This window comes from Mucilaginibacter psychrotolerans, assembly GCF_004519315.1.
Lineage (GTDB): Bacteria > Bacteroidota > Bacteroidia > Sphingobacteriales > Sphingobacteriaceae > Mucilaginibacter > Mucilaginibacter psychrotolerans.
Map to the genome: position 1 here is coordinate 316,665 of NZ_SOZE01000002.1, position 21,691 is coordinate 338,355.

General features: G+C 45.7%; 21 protein-coding genes. 14 read left to right on the forward strand and 7 right to left on the reverse strand.

Annotated features, from left to right (window positions below):
• Position 1 precedes the first annotated feature (1 nt).
• Positions 2 to 1,141, reverse strand: a complete 1,140-nt coding sequence (locus tag E2R66_RS03515; protein WP_133226317.1) for an acyl-CoA dehydrogenase — start codon at positions 1,139 to 1,141, stop codon at positions 2 to 4.
• Between the two features lie 581 nt (positions 1,142 to 1,722).
• Here E2R66_RS03515 and E2R66_RS03520 point away from each other — a divergent pair.
• The 6 genes from E2R66_RS03520 to E2R66_RS03545 all read left to right on the forward strand — a co-directional run bounded on the left by E2R66_RS03520 (position 1,723) and on the right by E2R66_RS03545 (position 7,967).
• Positions 1,723 to 3,786: a M13 family metallopeptidase gene (locus tag E2R66_RS03520; protein ID WP_133226315.1), complete on the forward strand. Its 2,064-nt coding sequence runs from the start codon at positions 1,723 to 1,725 to the stop codon at positions 3,784 to 3,786.
• A gap of 150 nt (positions 3,787 to 3,936) precedes the next feature.
• Positions 3,937 to 4,596 carry a nicotinamide riboside transporter PnuC gene (gene pnuC, locus E2R66_RS03525; protein WP_133226313.1) on the forward strand — a complete coding sequence of 220 codons (660 nt, stop codon included), beginning with the start codon at positions 3,937 to 3,939 and terminating at the stop codon, positions 4,594 to 4,596.
• A 9-nt stretch (positions 4,597 to 4,605) separates the two neighbouring features.
• A complete protein-coding gene (locus E2R66_RS03530) occupies positions 4,606 to 5,163 on the forward strand; it encodes an AAA family ATPase (RefSeq protein WP_133226311.1) in 558 nt (185 codons plus the stop codon).
• Between the two features lie 308 nt (positions 5,164 to 5,471).
• A complete protein-coding gene (locus E2R66_RS03535; protein ID WP_133226309.1) occupies positions 5,472 to 6,032 on the forward strand; it encodes an RNA polymerase sigma factor in 561 nt (186 codons plus the stop codon).
• Entirely contained in the window at positions 6,029 to 6,610 is a 582-nt protein-coding gene (locus E2R66_RS03540; protein WP_133226307.1) for a hypothetical protein, read from the forward strand. Before E2R66_RS03535 ends, E2R66_RS03540 begins: the two co-directional genes overlap by 4 nt.
• Positions 6,591 to 7,967, forward strand: a complete 1,377-nt coding sequence (locus E2R66_RS03545) for a hypothetical protein (protein WP_133226305.1) — start codon at positions 6,591 to 6,593, stop codon at positions 7,965 to 7,967. The genes E2R66_RS03540 and E2R66_RS03545 overlap by 20 nt, the downstream gene beginning before the upstream one ends.
• Positions 7,968 to 8,204: 237 nt before the next feature.
• Here E2R66_RS03545 and E2R66_RS28260 read toward each other — a convergent pair whose 3' ends face one another.
• The 3 genes from E2R66_RS28260 to E2R66_RS03555 all read right to left on the reverse strand — a co-directional run bounded on the left by E2R66_RS28260 (position 8,205) and on the right by E2R66_RS03555 (position 10,520).
• Positions 8,205 to 8,378, reverse strand: coding sequence for a bacteriocin-like protein (locus E2R66_RS28260; RefSeq protein WP_158288329.1), 174 nt, complete (start codon positions 8,376 to 8,378; stop codon positions 8,205 to 8,207).
• 400 nt (positions 8,379 to 8,778) lie between these two features.
• Complete coding sequence (locus E2R66_RS03550; RefSeq protein WP_133226303.1) at positions 8,779 to 9,504, reverse strand: LytR/AlgR family response regulator transcription factor; 726 nt, start codon at positions 9,502 to 9,504, stop codon at positions 8,779 to 8,781.
• A gap of 2 nt (positions 9,505 to 9,506) precedes the next feature.
• Entirely contained in the window at positions 9,507 to 10,520 is a 1,014-nt protein-coding gene (locus E2R66_RS03555; RefSeq protein WP_133226301.1) for a sensor histidine kinase, read from the reverse strand.
• A 224-nt stretch (positions 10,521 to 10,744) separates the two neighbouring features.
• Between E2R66_RS03555 and E2R66_RS03560 the strand changes: the two genes are divergently transcribed.
• The 8 genes from E2R66_RS03560 (at position 10,745) to E2R66_RS03590 (ending at position 18,504) form a co-directional block, all read left to right on the forward strand.
• Positions 10,745 to 10,957 carry a hypothetical protein gene (locus E2R66_RS03560; RefSeq protein ID WP_133226299.1) on the forward strand — a complete coding sequence of 71 codons (213 nt, stop codon included), beginning with the start codon at positions 10,745 to 10,747 and terminating at the stop codon, positions 10,955 to 10,957.
• Positions 10,951 to 11,850, forward strand: coding sequence for an ABC transporter ATP-binding protein (locus E2R66_RS03565; protein ID WP_133226297.1), 900 nt, complete (start codon positions 10,951 to 10,953; stop codon positions 11,848 to 11,850). The genes E2R66_RS03560 and E2R66_RS03565 overlap by 7 nt, the downstream gene beginning before the upstream one ends.
• 11 nt (positions 11,851 to 11,861) lie before the next feature.
• Positions 11,862 to 12,659: an ABC transporter permease gene (locus E2R66_RS03570; protein WP_133226295.1), complete on the forward strand. Its 798-nt coding sequence runs from the start codon at positions 11,862 to 11,864 to the stop codon at positions 12,657 to 12,659.
• 235 nt (positions 12,660 to 12,894) lie between these two features.
• Positions 12,895 to 13,887 carry a hypothetical protein gene (locus E2R66_RS28755; RefSeq protein WP_204985850.1) on the forward strand — a complete coding sequence of 331 codons (993 nt, stop codon included), beginning with the start codon at positions 12,895 to 12,897 and terminating at the stop codon, positions 13,885 to 13,887.
• Between the two features lie 65 nt (positions 13,888 to 13,952).
• On the forward strand, positions 13,953 to 15,266 hold the full coding sequence (locus E2R66_RS28760; RefSeq protein WP_204985851.1) for an alpha-L-rhamnosidase-related protein: 1,314 nt from the start codon (positions 13,953 to 13,955) through the stop codon (positions 15,264 to 15,266).
• Positions 15,267 to 15,353: 87 nt separating this feature from the next.
• Positions 15,354 to 16,451, forward strand: a complete 1,098-nt coding sequence (dinB, locus tag E2R66_RS03580; RefSeq protein WP_133226293.1) for a DNA polymerase IV — start codon at positions 15,354 to 15,356, stop codon at positions 16,449 to 16,451.
• Between the two features lie 198 nt (positions 16,452 to 16,649).
• Complete coding sequence (locus tag E2R66_RS03585) at positions 16,650 to 16,994, forward strand: hypothetical protein (RefSeq protein WP_134737901.1); 345 nt, start codon at positions 16,650 to 16,652, stop codon at positions 16,992 to 16,994.
• 190 nt (positions 16,995 to 17,184) lie between these two features.
• A complete protein-coding gene (locus E2R66_RS03590; RefSeq protein WP_133226291.1) occupies positions 17,185 to 18,504 on the forward strand; it encodes an ammonium transporter in 1,320 nt (439 codons plus the stop codon).
• A gap of 176 nt (positions 18,505 to 18,680) precedes the next feature.
• Here E2R66_RS03590 and E2R66_RS03595 read toward each other — a convergent pair whose 3' ends face one another.
• The 3 genes from E2R66_RS03595 to E2R66_RS03605 form a co-directional block, all read right to left on the reverse strand.
• On the reverse strand, positions 18,681 to 19,301 hold the full coding sequence (locus tag E2R66_RS03595) for an ABC transporter ATP-binding protein (RefSeq protein WP_133226289.1): 621 nt from the start codon (positions 19,299 to 19,301) through the stop codon (positions 18,681 to 18,683).
• A gap of 164 nt (positions 19,302 to 19,465) precedes the next feature.
• A complete protein-coding gene (gene lpxA / locus E2R66_RS03600; protein WP_133226287.1) occupies positions 19,466 to 20,251 on the reverse strand; it encodes an acyl-ACP--UDP-N-acetylglucosamine O-acyltransferase in 786 nt (261 codons plus the stop codon).
• Between the two features lie 3 nt (positions 20,252 to 20,254).
• A complete protein-coding gene (locus E2R66_RS03605) occupies positions 20,255 to 21,652 on the reverse strand; it encodes a bifunctional UDP-3-O-[3-hydroxymyristoyl] N-acetylglucosamine deacetylase/3-hydroxyacyl-ACP dehydratase (RefSeq protein WP_192901937.1) in 1,398 nt (465 codons plus the stop codon).
• Between the last annotated feature and the right edge of the window lie 39 nt (positions 21,653 to 21,691).

Here is a 21,691-nt window from a genome sequence, read left to right on the forward strand (position 1 = left end):
ATTACTTCAATACCTCGCGGGAGATGACAATCCGTTGAATCTCTGATGTCCCCTCGTATATCTGCGTTATTTTGGCATCCCGCATCAGGCGTTCTACATGGTACTCTTTTACAAAACCGTAGCCGCCGTGTATCTGTACGGCTTCTACGGTGGTGCGCATTGCGGTTTCTGATGCGAAGAGTTTGGCCATAGATGCTGCCTGCGCGTAAGGCAGATGGTTGTCCTTTAGCCATGCCGCACGGTAGCACAGCAGGCGTGCGGCTTCTATCTCAGTAGCCATGTCGGCCAGTTTGAACTGGATGGCCTGCAAATCGGCCAGGGTTTTACCGAATGCCTTGCGGTCTTTAGCATATTGTACCGATAGTTCATAAGCCCCGGCGGCGATGCCCAGCGCCTGCGATGCGATGCCGATGCGCCCGCCCTCCAGCGTGGCCATGGCAAATTTAAAGCCGAAGCCTTCCTCGCCTATGCGGTTTTCTTTAGGAACTTTTACATCGGTAAACATCAGCGAATGGGTATCAGAGCCACGGATACCCATCTTATTTTCTTTGGGGCCCACAGTAAAACCTTGCATGCCTTTTTCTATAATAAGCGCGTTGATACCGCGGTGTTTTTTGGAGGCATCGGTTTGGGCCATAACAATATAGGTTGATGCCGTACTGCCATTGGTTATCCAGTTTTTGGTGCCGTTGAGCAGGTAATAATCGCCCATATCAATGGCCGTGGTTTGCTGCGAGGTAGCATCAGAACCTGCCTCAGGCTCGCTCAGGCAAAAAGCGCCTATCACCTGTCCCTGCGCCAGTGGTATTAAATATTTTTGTTTCTGCGCTTCATTGCCATATTTCTCCAGGCCGTAACACACCAGCGAATTATTTACCGATACCACTACCGATGCCGATGCATCAACCTTTGATAGTTCCTCCATCACAATGCTGTAGGATATGGCATCCATGCCGCTACCGCCATACTCGGGCGATACCATCATGCCTAAAAAGCCCAGCTCACCCAGCTTCTTTATCTGTTCTGCAGGGAATTTCTGGTGCTCGTCGCGCTCTATTACGCCGGGTTTTAACTCCGTTTGCGCAAAATCGCGCGCGGCCTGGCGTATCATCAATTGCTCTTCGGTAAGTTCAAACTGCATAGGTGTATTTTGATGAGCCTAAAGTAAAGTATTATGCACGCATAGCAAAATTATAGGCACAAAAAAAGAGAGCCTTTTTGAAGCTCCCTTTTCCCCTAATTAATTTAAACTATTGATTAAACCCAAAAAAAAGAACAAATCATCTCAACTTGGGCTACTGAGAATTCAATTAAGCCTGAACACCTGAAAACGTTTTTGCATAGGTAGATGCTTTTATGTTTTTTGCAGGATATGCAGGGCTGTTTGGTTTATAACAAAATTAACGCCATGTTTTTTTACGGTAAGAAGCCCGTGTTTAAACATAAATAGGGCATTTGGAGAAATTCCAAATTGTTTATTTGACACAATGAATGGCTTTAAGCGTTGATAGTTAGTTGTTTAATGAGCAATGCCGGTACACTCGTGTTTTGAATCGCGCAAAACGCCTACAACTTTTATGTTTAATTTATTTTCAGATAAATTTCCAACGCATTCTTCCATCGTCATTAAATGAAATAAAATTAACTATGTATATTTAACCACTATTGATTTTCTGTTTTTACATACACCCCCTGTATTTTATTACATACACCATCTAAAATATGATCAAAAAAACAAACACCCGCGCAATTGCGATTTTTGCCATTGCCGCTTCGCTTTTGAGCGCCTGCAAAAACGGCGGCGGCGACCAGGCAAAACTTTATGCCGAAAACGACCGCGTTTTTAAGAACATTGATACCGCCGCTAAACCCGGCGACGATTTCTTTTTATACGCCAATGGCAGGTGGACAAAGGAAAACCCTATTCCGGGCGCTTATTCAAGCTGGGGTATAGGCAACGTAGTGCAAAACGACTTGCGCGATAAACTGAAAAAAATAAACGAAGACGCCCTGGAAGCCAGTGCTGCAAAAGGCAGCAACACGCAAAAAATTGGTGATTTCTATTTCAGCGGGATGGATTCCGTGAATATAGAGAAGCAAGGCTTAGCTCCTTTAAAGGATGAGCTGGCATTGATAGATAAAATAAGCGACACCAAAGCATTAGTTGCGGAGTTTGCGCACCTGGCAACTATTGGCGTGCCTAACCCTATCAGCACTTATGTAGGCCAGGACGATAAAAACAGCAGCAAAATGATGCTGCAATTATACCAGGGAGGCATTGGCCTGCCCAACCGCGATTACTATTTCAATACCGACAAACATAGTGTTGATATCCGTACCGATTATCAGCAAAAACATTTGCCCATAGTTTACAAGCTCATCGGCCTGGATGCCGCCGCCGCCAAAGCAGCTGCTGATAAAACTTACGAGCTGGAAAAATTCCTGGCATCAAACTCCCGCAAACTGGAGGACCTGCGCGACCCTTACAAGAACTATAACAAAATGGCTGTTGATGACTTGGGCAAATTGGCTCCTGCTATTGACTGGAAAAGCACTTTAGCGGGAATGGACTATAAAATGGTGGATACCGTTATAGTTGGCCAACCCGAATATTACAAAGCCGTAAACGAGGCGCTAAGCAAGTTTACCCTTGCCGACTGGAAGAACTACCTGAAGAAAAACCTGGTTGGCGATGCCAGCCCTTACCTCAGCAAAGCTTTTGATGACGAGAACTTTCGTTTTTTTGGCATGGCATTATATGGCCGCAAGGAGCAACTGCCACGTTGGAAACGCGTGATAGATACCGAGAATGGCCTGATGGGCGAAGTACTGGGACAAATTTTTGTTAAAGCATACTTCCCCGAGAAAACAAAGGAACGTTACGTAAAACTGGTGGAAGATATGCGTACCACCTTTAAAGAGCACATTGAAAGGCTGGACTGGATGAGCGCCGCTACCAAAGAAAAAGCCTTTAACAAACTGGCTAAGGTAATGCCCAAAGTGGGCTACCCCAACCATTGGAAAGATTACAGCAGTTTAACTATCGACCGCAGTTCGTATGCACAAAACGTAATGCGTGCCAGTGTTTTTCTGCATCACTTAAATGCCGATAAACTGGGCAAACCGGTGGACCGCACCGAGTGGGGTATGACACCGCAAACCTACAACGCTTACTACAACCCCTCGAATAACGAAATTGTATTGCCGGCTGCTATTTTTATGATACCAGGCGCGCTGGATGAAAATATAGATGATGCCGTGGTTTATGGCTACGCAGCAGCATCAACCATAGGCCACGAAATTACCCACGGTTTTGACGATCAGGGCCGCCAGTACGATGCGCAGGGAAACCTGAAAGCATGGTGGACTCCGCAGGATTCGGCCAAATTTACGCAACGTGCCGAGATGCTGGTGAAGCAGTTCGACGGCTATAAAATTGGCGATCAGCATATAAACGGTAAGGCCACCCTCGGCGAAAATATTGCCGATTTGGGCGGCATCGTTATTGGCCTGGATGCGTTCAAAAAAACACAGCAATATAAAGATGGCAAAACCATAAACGGCCTTACGCCGCTGCAACGCTACTTTTTAGGCTATGCACTGGGCTGGCTTGGGCACGACAGGCCCGAAGCATTGTCGAGCCAGTTGCTTAGCGACGTACACTCGCCGGGCTTTATGCGGGTGAATGGCCCCTTTACCGATGTAGATGAATTTTACCAGGCTTTCGGTATTAAGAAAGGCGATAAAATGTGGCTGGATCCGGCGAAGAGGGTGAAAATTTGGTAAGCTGCTTTTTTGCCACGAAGTACACAAAGATAAAAGCACAGAGAGCACTAAGATTTTCCTTGGTGCTCTTTGTGTTATAGCCACTGTAAAAGCTTTGCGCCCTTGGTGGTAAAAAAGCCACCATATAATTAGCTTTTTTATATTTACAGCATGCACGCATCAAGCTTGTCCGTAGGCCAGCAACTTATCCAGGAAATAAGGAACACAACCTTGTTAGAATGGGTAGGTGCAATTACGGGCGCCGCCTGCGTTTATCTGGCAGCCAGGCAAAGCATCTGGAACTGGTTGGTAGCAATCGTTAGCGTGCTTGCTTATAGCATCGTTTTCTACAAAAATCAATTATATGGCGATGCTGTACTGCAAATGTACTTTTTAAGTACCTGTGTTTATGGCTGGTACTTCTGGCTAAAGAAGACAGAAAAAGACGAAAAACCCATCACGAGTTTAACAAACCAAGGGCTGGCATTAACAGCCTTGGCAACCGTTGCCCTGGCCCTGGTTCTAGGTTTTATATTAGATAAATTTACGCCCACAAATGTGCCTTATATCGATGGTTTCTGCACGGCGGTAAGTTTTGTTGCACAATTATTGATGACACGCAAGGTATTGCAAAACTGGGCCCTTTGGGTGTTTGTAGATGCCTGCTACGTGCCGCTGTATATCTATAAGAGACTTTATCTTACCGCTTTGCTATATGTAATACTGTTTGTTATAGCGTACAAGGGATATATCGATTGGAATAAGCAATATAAAAAGACCGTCATCCCCATGTCCAAAGGACTCCATTTGGAGAAGAAGGAGCAGAACTGAGAATAGCTAATGGAAAAACCCGAAATCGAACATCCGAAATCCGATATCATCAAAATAGCCGTGGTGGGCCCCGAATCTACAGGGAAATCTACCATGTCGAAATTTTTGGCGCAGCACTACAAAACAGCCTGGGTGCCCGAGTTTGCCCGAGGCTATTGCGAAAAACTTACCGCGCCGCCTACCTGGCAGGATGAGATAAATATGTTCGAAGGCCAGTTGGCCCTGGAAGCAGCAATACTGCCGCAGGCTAATAAGCTGCTCATTTGTGATACCACGTTCATCACCGTGAAAATCTGGGCCGATTATTCTTTCGGCAAATCGCCGCAGGTAGTACTGGATGAATTGCCTAAACATCCCTACGACCTTTATCTGCTACTGGCTATAGACCTGCCCTGGGAAGATGACCCGCTGCGCGATTTTCCGCACATGCGCGAGCATTTTATGGATGTTTGGTACGTCGAGCTGGCGGCACTTAACGCCAATTACGTTTTGATAACAGGCACAGGCGAAGACAGGTATGATAATGCAGTAGCGGCTGTAGATAAGTATCTTGCAAACACTATTTAGACACGATTAAACACGATTTAAGGATTAAGGGATTTAGCAGGATTCTTTGCAAAAAGGATATTAAACACAGTTAAAGGATTAATGGATTTTACCGGATTCGTTTCCGACTCCTTACACTACGCTTATAATTTTAATCTTGTTTAATCTTTCAATCCTTAAATCCTGTTAAAATTGGCACCTAAACGAATAAATTTCTGCTTTATTTTATCGTATTAATCAAAAAATCGCTAAATCGTGTATTTTTTTGTAACTGTATGCAACGTTGCCAAATAGCCCGCGTCATTTAACTTGAAACCTCACAAAATTAATTGGAAGCTGTATTTGTAGATAAGCATTATCAACTGGTAGTTGAGTGTAAGCAGGGAAGCAAGAAAGCCTGTTTCGAGTTGTACAAACTATATTCTAAAGCAATGCTGAACATTGCCTTTAGGATAGTGGGCAACATTGGCGAGGCCGAAGACGTGCTGCAGGAAGCTTTTACAGATGCCTTTAACCGGCTGAAAGATTTTAGGCAGGAAACTACTTTTGGGCTTTGGCTTAAACAAATCGTAGTGCATCGCTCCATCAACCTGCTGCGCAAACGGAAGCTGGAACTGGTGGAGGTAGACGACGGGCACCTGGATAACATAGCCGACGAAGAGCCCTGGAACGACGACGATGTACAATATAAGGTGGCACAGGTAAAAGATGCTATGAAAGAGTTGCCCGATGGTTACCGGGTGGTATTGTCGCTCTACTTGTTGGAGGGATACGATCACGAAGAAATTGGCCAGGTATTGGGCATAGCAGAAAACACCTCGAGGACGCAGTTCCTGAGGGCTAAGCGGAAATTGAACGAGATATTAATTAGGAAAGGAATAACAAAATGAGCAAGCGTTTGGAAGATTTTATTGGCGATAACCGGGAAGAATTTGACGACCTGGTACCCCGCGCCGATATATGGGACAACATCTCAAAAGAACTGGATGCCTGGGAGGCAGAAATGCCAAAAAAGCGCGAAGCCAAAACATTCTCCCTTGGCTTCGTGCTAAGGGTAGCCGCCATGATCATCGTAGTTATGGGTATAGGTTTCGGCGTGTATGTACAAAGCCAAAAAGGCAGCAACGGCCAAACAGCCGAGGTGGACCTAAAGAGCATTAACCCGACCTACGCCAAACAGCAGGTACAATACGCATCGCTGATAGAAACCAGGAAAATAGAGCTGAAGCAGGTAGCCAAATTCGACCCGCAGCTTTACAACGAGTTTAGCAACGAACTGGCCAAAATGCAGGCCAACTATAAAAAACTAAGTACAGATTTAGCCACCAGCCCTAACCAGGAACGTGTTTTACGTGCAATGATCCGGAACTTGCAAGTACAATCGGAGGTGCTTAATCAGCAATTGAGTGTGATAGAACAGTTTAACCAAAGCAAAAAGCAACAACAAAATGGAACTAAAGATATTTAACCGCCGGATGTTTGCATTAATTGCAGGCATTGCCTTAAGCATCATAGCTTTTGCGCAGTCAACCTTGGCCATGCCGCAAACCGTTACGCCGCAAACCGAGCAACTGGACGACAAGACCTACCAAAAACAGATGGCCGATCTGCAAAAGCAGATGAGCAATCTGCAGAAACAAATGGCCAAACTGCGTATGGATAAAAGCCAGCAGAAACTAGCCGCGGCCTCTAAAAAACGCAACGAACAGTTTAAAATGAAGTTTAAAGACTTCGGCAAAGACTTTAAAGAATTTGGCAAGAAGTTCGGTAAAGACTTTGGAAAGACCTTCGGTGCAGATTTTGGCAAGAATTTCTCTGGTAGCTTTGCGGGCGTGGTGCCCGATTCGGGTAGCTTCAACACAATGAGCTTCAGTACTGATAGCAGCGGATACAGTAGCACCGTGAACAGCGGCGACCAGGTTGAAAAGATAAAAAACTACAGCAAAACCTACAGTGTAGATGCCAACGATGTTTTGCAGATAAACAACAGCTTTGGCAAAATTACCGTGAATACCTGGGCCAAGAATGAGTTTAAGGTAGATGTGCAGATGAAATTCGGCTCGGATAACGCAGATGCGGTTGACGATATGATAAACGGATCCAGCATAGAAGATAGTAAGGTGGGTTCTATGGTATCGTTCCGCACCAAATTGTACGACAATGGTGGCAACCGTAGCAGCAGGCACCAAAGCATAGAGATAAACTATACGGTTTATATGCCGGCCGGCAACCCTATCGATATCAACAACAAGTTTGGTGCCGTTGTCTTGCCGGATCTTTCGGGCAAGGCCTTTATAAAAGTATCTTACGGCAACTTAGTTGCCGGGCAATTATCAAACGCGCAAAACGAGATAGACCTGCGGTTTGGAGATGGAAACTCGTCTCTTAGCTCTTTCAACAACGGAAAGATAAGCGTGGCATATACGCAAATAAAAGTAGGAAGCGCAAACAACCTTGATGCTGAAATCAAATTTGGTGGAATTAATGTTGAAAGGCTAAAGGGCTCTGCCGACGTTAACGCCAGGTATGGAGATGGTTTCAGAGTAGGAACGATTGACAAATCCGTGAAGAGCATCAATGTAGATGCGCAGTTCACCAAAATAAGGTTCGATTTTAAACAATCGGAAAACTTTAACTTCGACGTAACCACCAAATTTGGCAGCTTTAGTTATGATGATGACCAGGTGAAGGTAACCTCAAAATTACCTTCTGACGATGACCGCGGGTGGTCATCAACCAAAAGCTACAAAGGATATGTAGGTAAAGCAGGCTCAACAAATCGAATAGTAATTGACGCAAGTTATACCGATGTAAGCTTTAATTAACAAGCCCATCTTAATATGCAAAACGCCAGGCCCGCTTAATTGTCGGCAGGGCGTTTTGTAATTTTAGTGCATTCAAATATCAACCAATGGAATCTTTGCCTACTCGGAAGCGCCGATATTACCGATTAGAAATCGTATCTATATCAATAATGTGATATTTATCTGCGATAAAGTAATAAATAGTTTCTTACTTAAAACACCTCGCTTCCTCAATGAAAGCGAGGCGCTGTTAGCTTATTAGGAGCAGAGATTGCTGCAATAAGGGTCCAAATAAGCAATACAAGATGATTGGCTTCCTCCGTCTGCCTGGCACTCCTTCATTCCAGTCGTAACACAAACGCTGTAACACTGAAGTGTGCCGCCTAAAACCTTCTTCATTTCTTCTCTTGTTAATTTTTTTTCTGCTTTCATAAATAAGTAAATTTAATTGATTGCCGTAAACCACGCCCTCAGCAAATTGGCTATATGTATTATAGAAAAACATATCTGATTCGAAGAAACCGTTACAAACGTTCAAAGATTTTAAACGGTTCAAAAATTTCGCTAGAAAACAAAAAAGACGCCTTGGGGGAAGAACGGTTTGTTTCTTTTTGTTAAAATTACATAAAGCGATTTAAAAAACAATATTATTCAATAATTAAATATTTCTTTACGCTTAATCCATTATTGCCCGATTGATAATGTCGCGCCGGGAATTTGGTTGCCTTAAACATACAGTTAACAACTATTTGCCTTAATTATCAAACCGTGCGTAATATTGCCACCCCTGTCTGCTTGATAGCATTCAGGGCGTTTCTTGTAATGGGTATTGCTATATATTCTTCCCGTCTATGATCTTAAAGAAATCTTCGCGGTAGGTATCGCCTACTGGGATTACTTTGTCGCCAATGAAGATACGGCTGCGTTCTATGCTGTCGATTTTGTTAATGGCAACAATGTATGATTTATGCACGCGCATAAAATGGCGTTCGGGCAGGGCATCTTCCATTTTTTTCATGCCCTGTAGGGTAATGATGCGCTCGGTAGGGGTAAAAATGGAGATGTAATCCTTAAGCCCCTCTATAAACAAGATATCGTGCAGGTACACCTTCTGTATCTTATGCTCGGTTTTCACGAAGATAAAATCGCTCATAAAATCGTCCTGCTTGGCCGGTTCGGGTGCTACGGCGGGCTTAGCGGCCGGGGCGATCACCGTTTGCGCCTTCTGTACCGATTTGAAGAACCTGTCGAAAGCGATAGGTTTCAGCAGGTAATCGATTACATCAAGCTCGTAACCTTCCAACGCGTATTGCGGGTAGGCAGTGCAGAGTATTACTTTTGTTTTGCCGTTAGAAATTTTGAGGAATTGTATGCCGGTAAGTTCGGGCATCTGCACATCCAAAAAAACCAGGTCAATGCCGCCATCCTGCACCATGGTTAGTGCTTCAATGGGATTGGTAGTAGCCTTTATTAATTTCAGGAAAGGTATTTTGGAAATATAATCTTCCAGTATATGGAGGGCCAGGGGCTCATCGTCAACTACAAGGCATCTGATCATGGTTATAAAACTAAGGATAATTGTACAGTGTAGGTGTCTGCTTCGTCGCGTATTTCTAAATTATATTTACCGGGATACAGCAAATCCAGCCGTCGCCTTACGTTGATGAGGCCTATGCCGCCCGAGGCGTCGCGGTTATGCGAGTGCTTTTTGTTCTGCACAAAAAAGTACAGGTGGCCGTCGCTCAGGTTTATCTTCAATACAATGGGCGATGCCGGGTCGTTGGCTACCCCATGCTTAAAGGCATTCTCTATAAAAGAGATGAGCAGCAGCGGCACGATATGTTGATTGGTAACCTCGCCATGCACTTCGTAATTGATAAAGGCCTTGTTGCCAAAACGTATTTTCTGCAGGTCGATATAATTTTGCAGGTATTGCAACTCTTTGCTCAATTCAACCTTATTGTCGTTGCATTCGTAAAGCATGTACCGCATTATTTCTGATAGCTTGAGGATGGCCTCGGGCGTAGTATCAGATTTTTGGTAGGCCAGCGAATAAATGCTGTTGAGCGAATTGAACAGAAAATGCGGATTTATCTGCGATTTAAGGAAGGATAGCTCGGCGCTTAGGCGTTGGTTTTCCAGGTCGCGCTGTATGCGTTCGTTCAGGAACCAATCTACCGAAAAGCGGAGCACCGTGCTTAAGAAGACGAAAATAACGCTGGTAAAAACGGTACTGCCAAAGTATCGCCAAAAGCTAAGGATATGCCCCTTCTCCCGCATTAATATAAGCTCTTTAAACATGAGCGCTATGCCATATTTACCCAACCCAAACAGTATTATGGTCAAAATAATAGCACCGGCATAAAGCTTATACTTCTTGGTATCTAAATACCGCGGTATAAAAACAAGGAAGTTGATATAAAACAAACCGATGTTGATACCGCCGAATCCTACAAATATCACAAGCAGGTCTTTCAGCGTCATTTTGCTGCTGCCATAGGCCAAATACACAAAAAACGAAATCATGCTCAGCCAAAAAAATACGTGCCAGAATATTTGCCAGCTCTTTTTCATGTAATATAAACGGTTTCTACCGTGCCTAAAGTAGCATTTTGATGCCAAAAACGTCCTCGTATTACAGCCTCCCGGCTATTTTTTCGACGAACAGGCGTTTATGACCGATGAACGGGCCAATGGCCGTAAAAAGGCGTTCATCTACAATTCCGGCCTGTTGGTCTAATTGATTTTAGCGGGCCCATTGTTTAGTATTCCTTTGTACTATCAAAACAATCACAACAATGAAAAAGCTAGTTTCAAATTCAAACCCCTTCATCTTATTATTGGCACCAGTGCTTTTTGCCATAGTAATGGGGGTGAGCTACCAGTTTGAACAAAAAACGCAAGAATTTACAGCCGCACACGCATCTGCTGCACAAGCCAAATCGCTTTTTGTAAAAGGCGTTAGCTTAGTAAAAACAGTTGTATCTGTAAGCAAAGAGAACGTATGGTAATTCGTACCGAGGGGTTATCGTACAGCTTTGGCAGCCAGCAGGTTGTTAAATCACTATCATTACAAGTTCCGGAAGGAAGTATATACGGGTTTTTAGGCCCAAACGGTGCCGGTAAAACCACCACCATTAAAATGCTGCTTAATCTGTTAAAAACGGATGAAGGCAGCATTTTTGTTTTCGAGAAAGAGCTGCAAACCAATCGAATAGCCATATTATCGGAAATTGGCTCGCTGATAGAGCAGCCCGCCATATACGCACACATGAGCGGTCGTGAAAACCTGCTGAACCGCGCTATGTTGCTGGGCGTTGACGATGCCCGGGTAGATGAGATGCTGGCCTTGGTAAAGCTAAGTAACGCCGCCGGCAAAAAAGCAGGGCAGTATTCGCTGGGGATGAAACAGCGCCTGGGTATTGCACTGGCTTTATTAAGCAACCCTAAGCTATTGATATTGGATGAGCCTACCAACGGCCTCGACCCGAACGGTATCATCGAAATACGCGAATTGCTGGTACGCCTAACACGCGATCACAAAAAAACGGTATTCATCAGCAGCCACTTGTTGGGCGAGATAGAGAAGATGGCCACCCACGTAGGTATCATCAACAATGGCGAATTGCTTTTCCAGGGAGATATCAAGGACCTGGAGGCCATAAGCCAGCCCATGATATACATTGAAACTGATAACGTGGTGGATGCAGCAAACCTGCTTCAGCGCAACCGTTACGAGGTAGCCAACGTGAACAACGATAGTCTTACCGTACCCTATATATCTAAACAGCAAATGGGCACCGTAAACGGGTTGCTCAACCAAAATGGCATAACGGTTTTCGCCATTAACAAACAACATAAAGACCTGGAGAACCTGTTCCTGTCTATAACCAAAAGCAATTAACCAGAAAAGACATGAAAGGATTTATACTATCGTTCCGGTCGGAGTTTTATAAGAGCCGTAAAACAGCCGGTTTCTGGGGAGCCATCATACTGCCGTTTTTGATAAGTCTGCTGGCGTTATCTATCTTCTACTTCAAGAGCGAGAAATTCGTAGCCATGTCTGGCATGTTGCTTTGGCTGCAATTTGCGCTGGTAAGCCTGGGTGTAATGGGCACCTTGTTGTTGCCTATATACACGATATTTATAGCTTATTCTGTAAACAATGTAGAGCATAAGGCAGATACCTGGAAAACTCTGTTCAGTCTGCCTATTTCGCGCTGGTCGGTTTATGGGGCCAAGTTTGCTTATGCGGTGTTCCTTGTTTTGCTATGCTTGTCATTGTTCGTACTGTTCACCATCGGCTTCGGCAACTTGTTAAGCCTGCTGAAACCCGAACTTAAATTCAACACTTACCACCTCGAGTGGGTGCTTACGCAGGTGTACTTCAAGCTATTCCTTTCATCGCTGGGCATTCTTTCCATCCAGTTTCTGATGAGTTTGCTTTGGAGCGATTTCCTGAAACCGATGGGGATAGGCTTCATACTTACTATTGTTGGTATTACAGCAGCTTCGAAGGGCTGGGAGTATGCTTACACGCTGCCCTACGCGCACCCTATGGTGGCTTTAAGCAGTATGTTCAAAAACAAAAGGGGACCTGCCCAGGATATTGCAATAGATGTATTTACCAAAGATGTTTTTGTGGCGGTGGCCGTATCGGTAGTGGTTTTTATAGCCGGGTATTTCATTGTACAGCGCAAAAGCGTGAAATAGGGAGCCTCATCCCAACCCTTCTCCAAGGGAGAGGGGCTAAAAAGCATCTATTGAAAGTCCTCCCTTTGAAGAGGATTATTTCATGAGGGCTTCGCCGTTTAGGTGAGGCTAAAGCGATGCGTGAAATAGGGAACTCACATATCAATTCAAAATATTTAGGGCGCGAATTATCGCGCCTTTTTTTGTTGGCTATTTTTCTACCTTTAATAAACCTGTTATTATCCTATCCGCAACCATGAAACGTATCTATACCGCCTTTCTGGCACTGGCAAGTACTGCACTTTACTTAGCTGCCTCTGCCCAAAACATCAACCCTTCGCTGTTATCCAGGCAATGGAAAGCCTCGTGGATAACCGTGCCCAACCAGCCCGTACAGGGCTATGGCGTTTACTATTTCAGCAAGTCTGTGGATTTACCCACCAAGCCGGCGAAGTTCGTGGTACATGTATCGGCAGATAACCGGTATAAACTATACGTAAATCATACGCTGGTATCCCTTGGACCAGCACGTGGCGATACCTATTACTGGAACTACGAAACTGTAGATATTGCCCCGTATTTAACCGGTGGCAAAAACAACATTGCCGCTGAGGTTTGGAACGACGGTGAATACCGCCCCGAGGCGCAGATATCGCAACAAACCGCCTTTATCTTACAAGGCGATACCGGTATAGAAGAAGTTTTGAATACCGATAACAGCTGGAAATGTATCCGCAACGACGCTTATAAACCGGTGTTAGGCGTGGGCTACAGCACTTATTACGTTGCCGGTCCCGGCGAATTGCTGGATATGCACAAAACCATCAACAACTGGCAGGATAATGATAAAGGCTGGCTCAACGCCCAAAAGATAGATAGGGGTAATCCTAAGGGCTTCACCAACGCTTTTGGCTGGATGCTGGTGCCATCATCTTTGCCGCAAATGGAATTGAAACAGCAACGTTTGGCGGCGGTGCGCAAGGCAAGCGGTGTCACCGTACCCACAACTTTCCTCTCAGGGAACGCGCCCCTCACCATCCCGGCCAATACCAAAGCTTCGTTACTGCTCGACCAGTCGTTCCTCACCAACGCATACCTGAACTTAAATTTCAGCGGTGGCGATAATGCTGGAATATCACTCACCTATTGCGAATCGCCCATGAAAAACGTGGGCAATACCTATCAAATCGTAAAACCTAACCGCAACGATGTAGATGGCTACAAATTCGTTGGCAGGAAGATAGTATAATTTCCGATGGCTCAGGCAAGCAAAGCTTCACTACGCTGGCCTTCCGCACCTATCGCTACATTTTGGTGAATATTTTCACCAAAGATGAGCCGCTAACCATTAACGATATCTACGGTACTTTTACCGGCTATCCCTTTAAATTCAAAGCTAAATTAAATGTCGGCAACCCCGAGTTGCAGCAGATGCTGGATATCGGTTTCCGCACGGCTCGCTCCTGCGCCATGGAAACTTACTTCGATTGCCCCTATTACGAGCAACTGCAATACATAGGCGACGGCCGTATACAGGCGCTTGTTTCCTATTTCAACACGGGCGATGACCGCCTGGCCCGCAACGCCCTCAACCAAATGGACCACTCGCGCCTGGCTGAAGGGATTACGCTGAGCAGGCATCCATCATTCAGTCCGCAAATTATCTCCACTTTTTCGCTCTGGTACATCAGCATGCTGCACGATTATTGGATGTACCGCAACGACGAAGCCTTCGTAAAAGAAAAACTCGACGGCACGCGGCAGGTGCTGGCCTTCTTCGCCCGGTACCAACAGGCAGACGGCTCGCTCAAAAACCCGCCCTATTGGCGCTTTGTAGATTGGGTAGGCACCAAAGGCTGGGATTTTGGCCAGCCGCCAAAAGACGCCAACGGTAACTCGGCCATGCTGGATATGCAATTGCTATGGACCTACCAGCAAGCCGCCGAAATGGAGGCAAAAATGGGCATGCCGGTGTACGCCCAACAATACCGCGCCGCCGCCGCGAAATTAAAGGCAACCATCCAACGCAAATATTGGGATGCAGCCAAAGGTTTCTACGCCGATGCCGGCGATAAGCTCACTTATTCGCAGCATACCAACGCACTGGCCATCCTGAGCGGCGCGGCAGGAGCAAATACCGCACCCCTCGCCAAAAAAATAGCCGCCGACAGCAACCTTGTAAAATGCACTATCTACTTTAAATATTATCTGCACCAGGCATTGGTAAAAGGCGGGTTGGGGAACGATTATTTGAGTTGGCTGGATGTTTGGCGCGACAACATCAAAATGGGTCTGACCACCTGGGCCGAAATATCCGACCTGGAGCATAACCGCAGCGATTGCCACGCCTGGGGAGCCAGCCCTAATATCGAGTTCTTCCGCACGGTGCTGGGGATAGACAGCGATGCGCCGGGGTTTAGCAGAATAAGGATAGAACCGCACTTGGGCAAGATGACAAGTGCCAGCGGCGAGATACCTCACCCCAATGGTGTGGTGGCTGTAAACTACGCCAAAACCGGCAGTAGATGGGCCATTTCGATAAATTTACCCATGGGTACTGATGGTGTTTTGGTATGGTTGGGCAAAAGCTATCCGTTAAAGGGCGGCAAGAATAGTTTGAGTATTTAATACCCCCGATTATGGCATTTTTGCGGTATTTGTGTTTTAATTTTACGCCAAAGAACACAGATTTAATTTGTTTACCCGGCATTATAGGTGGAAGAAAAGCAAGGACAGCCCCGGCGTAAGATTATCCATATAGATATGGATGCTTTTTACGCATCCGTAGAGCAGCGCGACAATCCGGAATATTGCGGAAAGCCCCTTGTGGTGGGCGGCGCACCCGATGCAAGGGGAGTAGTGGCCACGGCAAGTTACGAGGCGCGCAAATTCGGCGTGCGCTCGGCCATGTCCAGCCGGAGGGCATTGCAACTTTGCCCGCATGCCATCTTTGTAAGGCCACGATTTGCGGCGTACAAAGAGGTATCGCAGCATATCCGCGAGATATTTGGCCGGTACACCGATCTGATAGAGCCCCTTTCCCTGGATGAAGCCTACCTGGATGTTACCGAAGATAAATTAGGCATAGGCTCGGCCATCGATATTGCCAAAGCCATCAAACAAGCCATAAAAGATGAGCTTGACCTCACAGCGTCGGCAGGCGTATCGGTGAATAAATTTGTAGCCAAAATAGCCTCTGATATGGAAAAGCCGGATGGGCTCACATTCATAGGCCCGTCGTCGCTGGCATCGTTCATAGAAAAGCTTCCGGTAGAGAAATTTTGGGGCGTAGGCAAAGTAACGGCCGATAAGATGAAAAAGCTGGGCTTGTTTACAGGTGCCGATCTCAAGCAGCTCTCGCTGGAACAAATAACCCGCCACTTTGGCAAGGCGGGGGCCTTTTATTATAATATAGTAAGAGGCATTGATGAGCGCGAAGTGCAACCGCATCGCGAAACCAAATCGGTAGGTGCAGAAGATACTTTCCCCTACGACCTGAGCTCTTTAGAGGAAATGGAGGCTGAGCTTGATAAGATAGCCCTGCTGGTGCATCAGCGGCTTGTAAAGCACCAACTGAAAGGCCGCACCATAACCCTGAAAGTAAAATACAGCGATTTCAGGCAGATAACGCGCAGCCAATCATACCCAGATGGGCTGGATGATTTGCAAACTATCGCTGCCACTGCCAAAAGCCTGCTGCGCGCCACAGATGTGGAAGAAAGTCCCGTTCGGCTGCTAGGCATAACCGTTTCTAACTTTACCACCCCGGAAATAAGAGAGAAGGGGCCCTCTGGCCAGCTTGAATTATTTTAAAGCACATTTCTGTTCCAAAATTTTTCTAACGGTTATTTTGTGATAAAACGTATAGATATAATGCGCTTTTGTCAATATATTCTAGGGTTTCCGTAGTTTATTTAGTAAAAATTGCAACCAATGATGTATTTTAAAAAGAAATAATAAAAAATCGTCATTTTTTTTGTCATTTTCATTTTAATATTCTACTTTTAGATTATGCCTCTAAGAAAATATAGACATATTTTAACATTTTTCTTGCTATTTGAGGCAATTTTTCTGCTTTCACTTCCTTTTTTCGATCAAAATGAAACTCCTTCAATAAATTCAACAACTAACTACCGGGAAAATCAGGAAAAGCGGCACATCATTGCAGCTTTTTACCTTAAAAACCGTGTAAGGAGTTTCCAAGCCAACAAAATCCGTTTCCATTCGTTATCCGGCAGCGCGATTACCATTTTTAATTCGGGTTTCTCATACCTGAAAAGTGATTACCATTGGCATGATTTAGCTATTGAGCGGCTAACCAAGCTGATGTTGTTTCCGTACCACTCTTTTTGGTAGGGTTGAACCTGGAGCAACAGTTTGCCACTATTCCCGATTGAATTTTACTGATAGCCCCTTGATTTGAGGGAGTCCTTAAGAATTGCGCCGGAAATAACACTGCTATTGTTGCTTTTTGTTTTAGCATACCCAACCACCAACCAGTGGCTACCCCGACTATTTTAATTTAATCACTTATCACGACAACAAAATGAAAAAAATTGTACCATTCGGCATACTCGTAATCGTAGTAATCCTGGCGTTGCTATACCCGGGTGCCCAGGTAAACCCTAAACCAGACACAGCCAAATTTGTAGGCGCCGATGTTGCCTGGATGCTAATATCAACCGCACTCGTATTATTGATGACACCGGGCCTCGCTTTCTTTTACGGCGGCATGGTTCGTAAGAAAAACGTTATCTCTACCATGCTGCAAAGCTTTGTTTGTATGGGCCTTATCACTATCATTTGGGTGGTGTTCGGTTTCAGTATGGCCTTTGGCGATGACGTTAATGGATGGGGTATCATTGGCAATCCTAAATCGTTCTTCATGATGCAGAACACGCTCGGCGTGGCCTGGAAAGCCTCTCCTACTATACCGGTCATATTATTTGCAATGTTCCAGTTAAAATTCGCGGTTATTACGCCTGCGTTAATTACCGGTGCATTTGCAGAGCGTATCCGATTTAACTCTTACCTCATTTTTATTACGCTGTTCATTGTAATCATTTACATCCCGCTTGCGCACGCAACCTGGCATCCTGATGGTTATTTCTTCAAAATGGGCGTCCTTGATTTCGCAGGCGGTACCGTGGTACACATGAGCGCTGGCTGGGCTGCATTAGCATCGGCATTGTATCTTAAAAAACGTAACGAAGTGCCAGAGGCCCACACGCCTGCCCGCATCAGCTACGTGATATTAGGCACCGGCTTGCTTTGGTTTGGCTGGTTCGGTTTTAACGCAGGTTCTGCATTAACGGCCGGCGAACTGGCTTCTACAGCTTTGGCAACTACAACAACTGCTTCGGCAGCGGCAGCCATGTCGTGGATATTTTTTGATATTTTGAGGGGTAAAAAACCATCGGCAATGGGCGCTTGTATAGGTGCCGTTGTGGGTTTGGTAGCTGTAACCCCTGCTGCCGGCTACATTACCGTATCAAGTTCATTGATAGTAGGTATAGTTGCCGCTGTGGTAAGTAATTTGGTAGTTATATGGCGTTCTAAAACAAACATCGATGATACTTTGGATGTTTTCCCTTGCCATGGTGTTGGTGGCATGATGGGTATGCTTTTAACGGGTATATTTGCTACACAAAGCGTTAATAGTTTAAATACAACAGGTAATGGTTTGTTTTATGGCGAAACCACCCTGTTTGTTAAACATCTTATTGCCTTAGTGGTTGTTTCTGCGTTTGCTTTCTTCGGGGCTCTTCTGTTATTGAAGGTAACCGATATGATAAGCAAGTTGCGTGTATCTGAAGCCGACGAACTAGCTGGTCTGGATATGAGCCAGCACGACGAAGAGCTATAACCATACATCGAACGTGTTTATAAAAAGGGGGTGCTATAGCACCCCTTTTTTTGATTATAGCCCATGAGAATATTGGTGATTCATACATAAAGCACGCAAATATTTGCTACTTCACGAGCGCAAGATCACACAATGTTTTTTTTGATACAGCCCGATGTGGTAAAGTATGTGGCCCCTTACGATTTATAATCGGCAATGCTTAGCCGGTTTTTGCAGAAGCTGTATTCGTGCTCCTGGTTGGAGCAGATGATGGTAAGTCTATTGGCGCTGTATTGCTCTATGAGGCTTAGGTACCAGTCGATGCCCTGGGTATCCAGGTTGGAGGTGGGTTCGTCCAGCATCAGCATCGGCGTATCCGAACAGAAAGCAAGGGCCAGCTTCAGCCGTTGTTTCATGCCCGATGAAAAATATTTGACGAGTTTGTTGCGGCTGCCGGCGAGGCCCAGTGTATCGGCAACGGCTTGTTTATCCAAGCCAGGTTTATAGTGTTTGAATTTGAAATGGAACTCGATGATTTCGCTCAGGCTGAATTCTTCAATCAGTTCAAGGTAGGGTGCGGCCAGGCTCAGGTATGTGAATACATCTTCTGGGTTTACGAGTTTACTTTCGTATGTATATGCCAAATCCCCCGCAGACGGCACCAGGCTGCCGTTTAAAACCTGCAGCAAGGTTGATTTTCCCGAACCGTTAGATCCCAGTATCGCGTAACTCTCCCTATCGGCAAATGTATAATCAATCCCCTTGAATATCCATTCGCGGTTAAACCTGCGGCCTATATTTTTTAGGGAGATGGTCATTTTCTTTTGTCTGAACTCGAATTTTTCGCGGGTGTTTGTTTTGAGGTGCTCAAGAGGGCTGGGCCGTTTATGGAATTAAAGAATTTACAGAAGCCATTATCTGCAGCAATGCTCTTCCTAATTCTGCCCATTCCCAAAATTCGTTTAATTCGAGTTCAGACAAATTATATACTCCCAAAACCCTTCATGATACCGCGCTGCGAGTTTTGCACAAAGTTGATGATCTCGTCGCGCTCTACGGTTGGGTTAAACTCGGCTTCGATGATATCCAAAGCTTTGGTCATGTTGTATTTTTTGAGGAAGATGATACGGTATATCTCTTGTATCTCGTTGATAGTAGCAGCCGAAAAGCCCCTGCGGCGTAAACCAACCGAGTTGATGCCGATGTAGGATAACGGCTCACGGCCTGCCTTGGTGAACGGTGGCACGTCCTTACGTACCAACGATCCACCCGATATCATGCTATGCGCGCCAATTTCTACAAATTGGTGCACGGCAGACGTGCCGCCAATGAATGCATAATCGTACACGTTGATGTGGCCGGCCAGCTGCACGGCGTTGGCTATGATTACGTTATCGCCGATAACGCAGTCATGTGCTACGTGCACGTAGGCCATCAGGAGGCAATTACTGCCTATGGTGGTAGTGTTTTTATCCAAAGCGGTGCCGCGGTTAAGGGTTACGCATTCGCGGATAACGGTATTATCGCCCACGGTAACGGTGCTTGGCTCGCCTTTGTACTTTAAATCCTGCGGTGGTGCCGATACAACAGCGCCCGGAAAAATGCGGCAGTTTTTGCCGATGCGGGCACCATCCATTATCACCGAATTGGAACCCACCCAGGTGCCCTCGCCAATTTCCACATCTTTATGGATGGTTACAAACGGTTCAATTACTACGTTATCGGCAATTTTGGCCTGAGGGTGTATATAAGCTAAGGGCTGTATCATGCTTTATTTGTATTTTACTATTTGTGCCATTAGCTCGGCCTCTACCACAATTTTTTCGCCAACCATTCCTGTGCCCTTCATTTGCGCAATGCCACGGCGTATAGGCGCAACCAGGTCACAACGGAATATTAACGTATCGCCGGGCAATACCTTATCTTTAAACCGTGCATTTTCTATTTTAAGGAACAGTGTAAGCCAGTTCTCCGGGTCGGGCACGGTGTTCAGCACCAAAATGCCGCCGGTTTGGGCCATTGCTTCTATCTGCAAAACACCCGGCATTACTGGTGCGCCCGGGAAGTGGCCGATGAAGAACGGCTCGTTCATGGTTACGGCTTTCAAACCTACCACGTGCGTTTTGGATAACTCCAATATCTTATCAATCAGTAACATTGGCGGGCGGTGCGGCAGAATGTTCATTATCTGCACCGTATCGTACACCGGTTTCATGTTAGGATCGTACACTTTTATATGCTTGCGGCTGCGTTCTTTTTTGATGAGGGTTTTTATCTTTTTGGCGAATGCAACGTTTGCGGCGTGGCCCGGCCTTGCGGCCATAATATGGCCCTTCAGCGGTACGCCAACTAAGGCCAAATCGCCAATCATATCCAGCAGTTTGTGGCGGGCGGGCTCGTTTTGGTGACGAAGCTCGATGTTGTTCAATATCCCCTGCGGTGCTACGCTGATATCTTTGCGGTTGAATAGCTTGGCCAGGTGAGCAAGTTCGTCTTCGTCTACATCCTTATCAACCACAACTATGGCGTTGTTCAAATCACCGCCTTTTATGAGGTCGTGCTTCAGCAATGTTTCCAGTTCGTGCAAAAAGCAAAAGGTACGGCTGGATGCTATCTCTTTTTTAAACTCGGCTATGGTTGATATGGTAGCATGCTGGCTGCCTAACACAGCCGAATTATAATCTACCATGCAGGTAAATCGGTAGTCGGCATCCAAAGGCATGGCCACCATTTCTACCTTGCGGTCGGGTTCTGTATAGTGTATGTTGTAAGGTATGTGGTAATATTCGCGGTCGGCTTCCTGCTCGGTAAAACCAATAGCCTCTATTGCATCAATGAATTTTATCGAACTACCGTCCATTATCGGCATTTCGGGGCCACTAACGTCTATCAGCACGTTATCAATTTCCAAACCAACCATTGCAGCCAGCACGTGCTCCACCGTGCTTACACTGGCACCGTTTTGGGTAAGCGTGGTACCGCGCGAGGTATCAGTAACGTTGTCGCAATCGGCATCGATGATAGGCTGGCCCGGGAGGTCGGTTCTGCGGAATTTATAACCGTGTTTTTCGGGGGCCGGGTTAAAGGTAAGCGTTACAAATTCGCCGGTGTGCAGCCCTGTGCCCGAAACAGAAACAGGCTCTTTAATAGTTCTTTGTTTTACATTCATTTTTATAATTCATTGGTCATTGGCTCATTTGTTTATTGG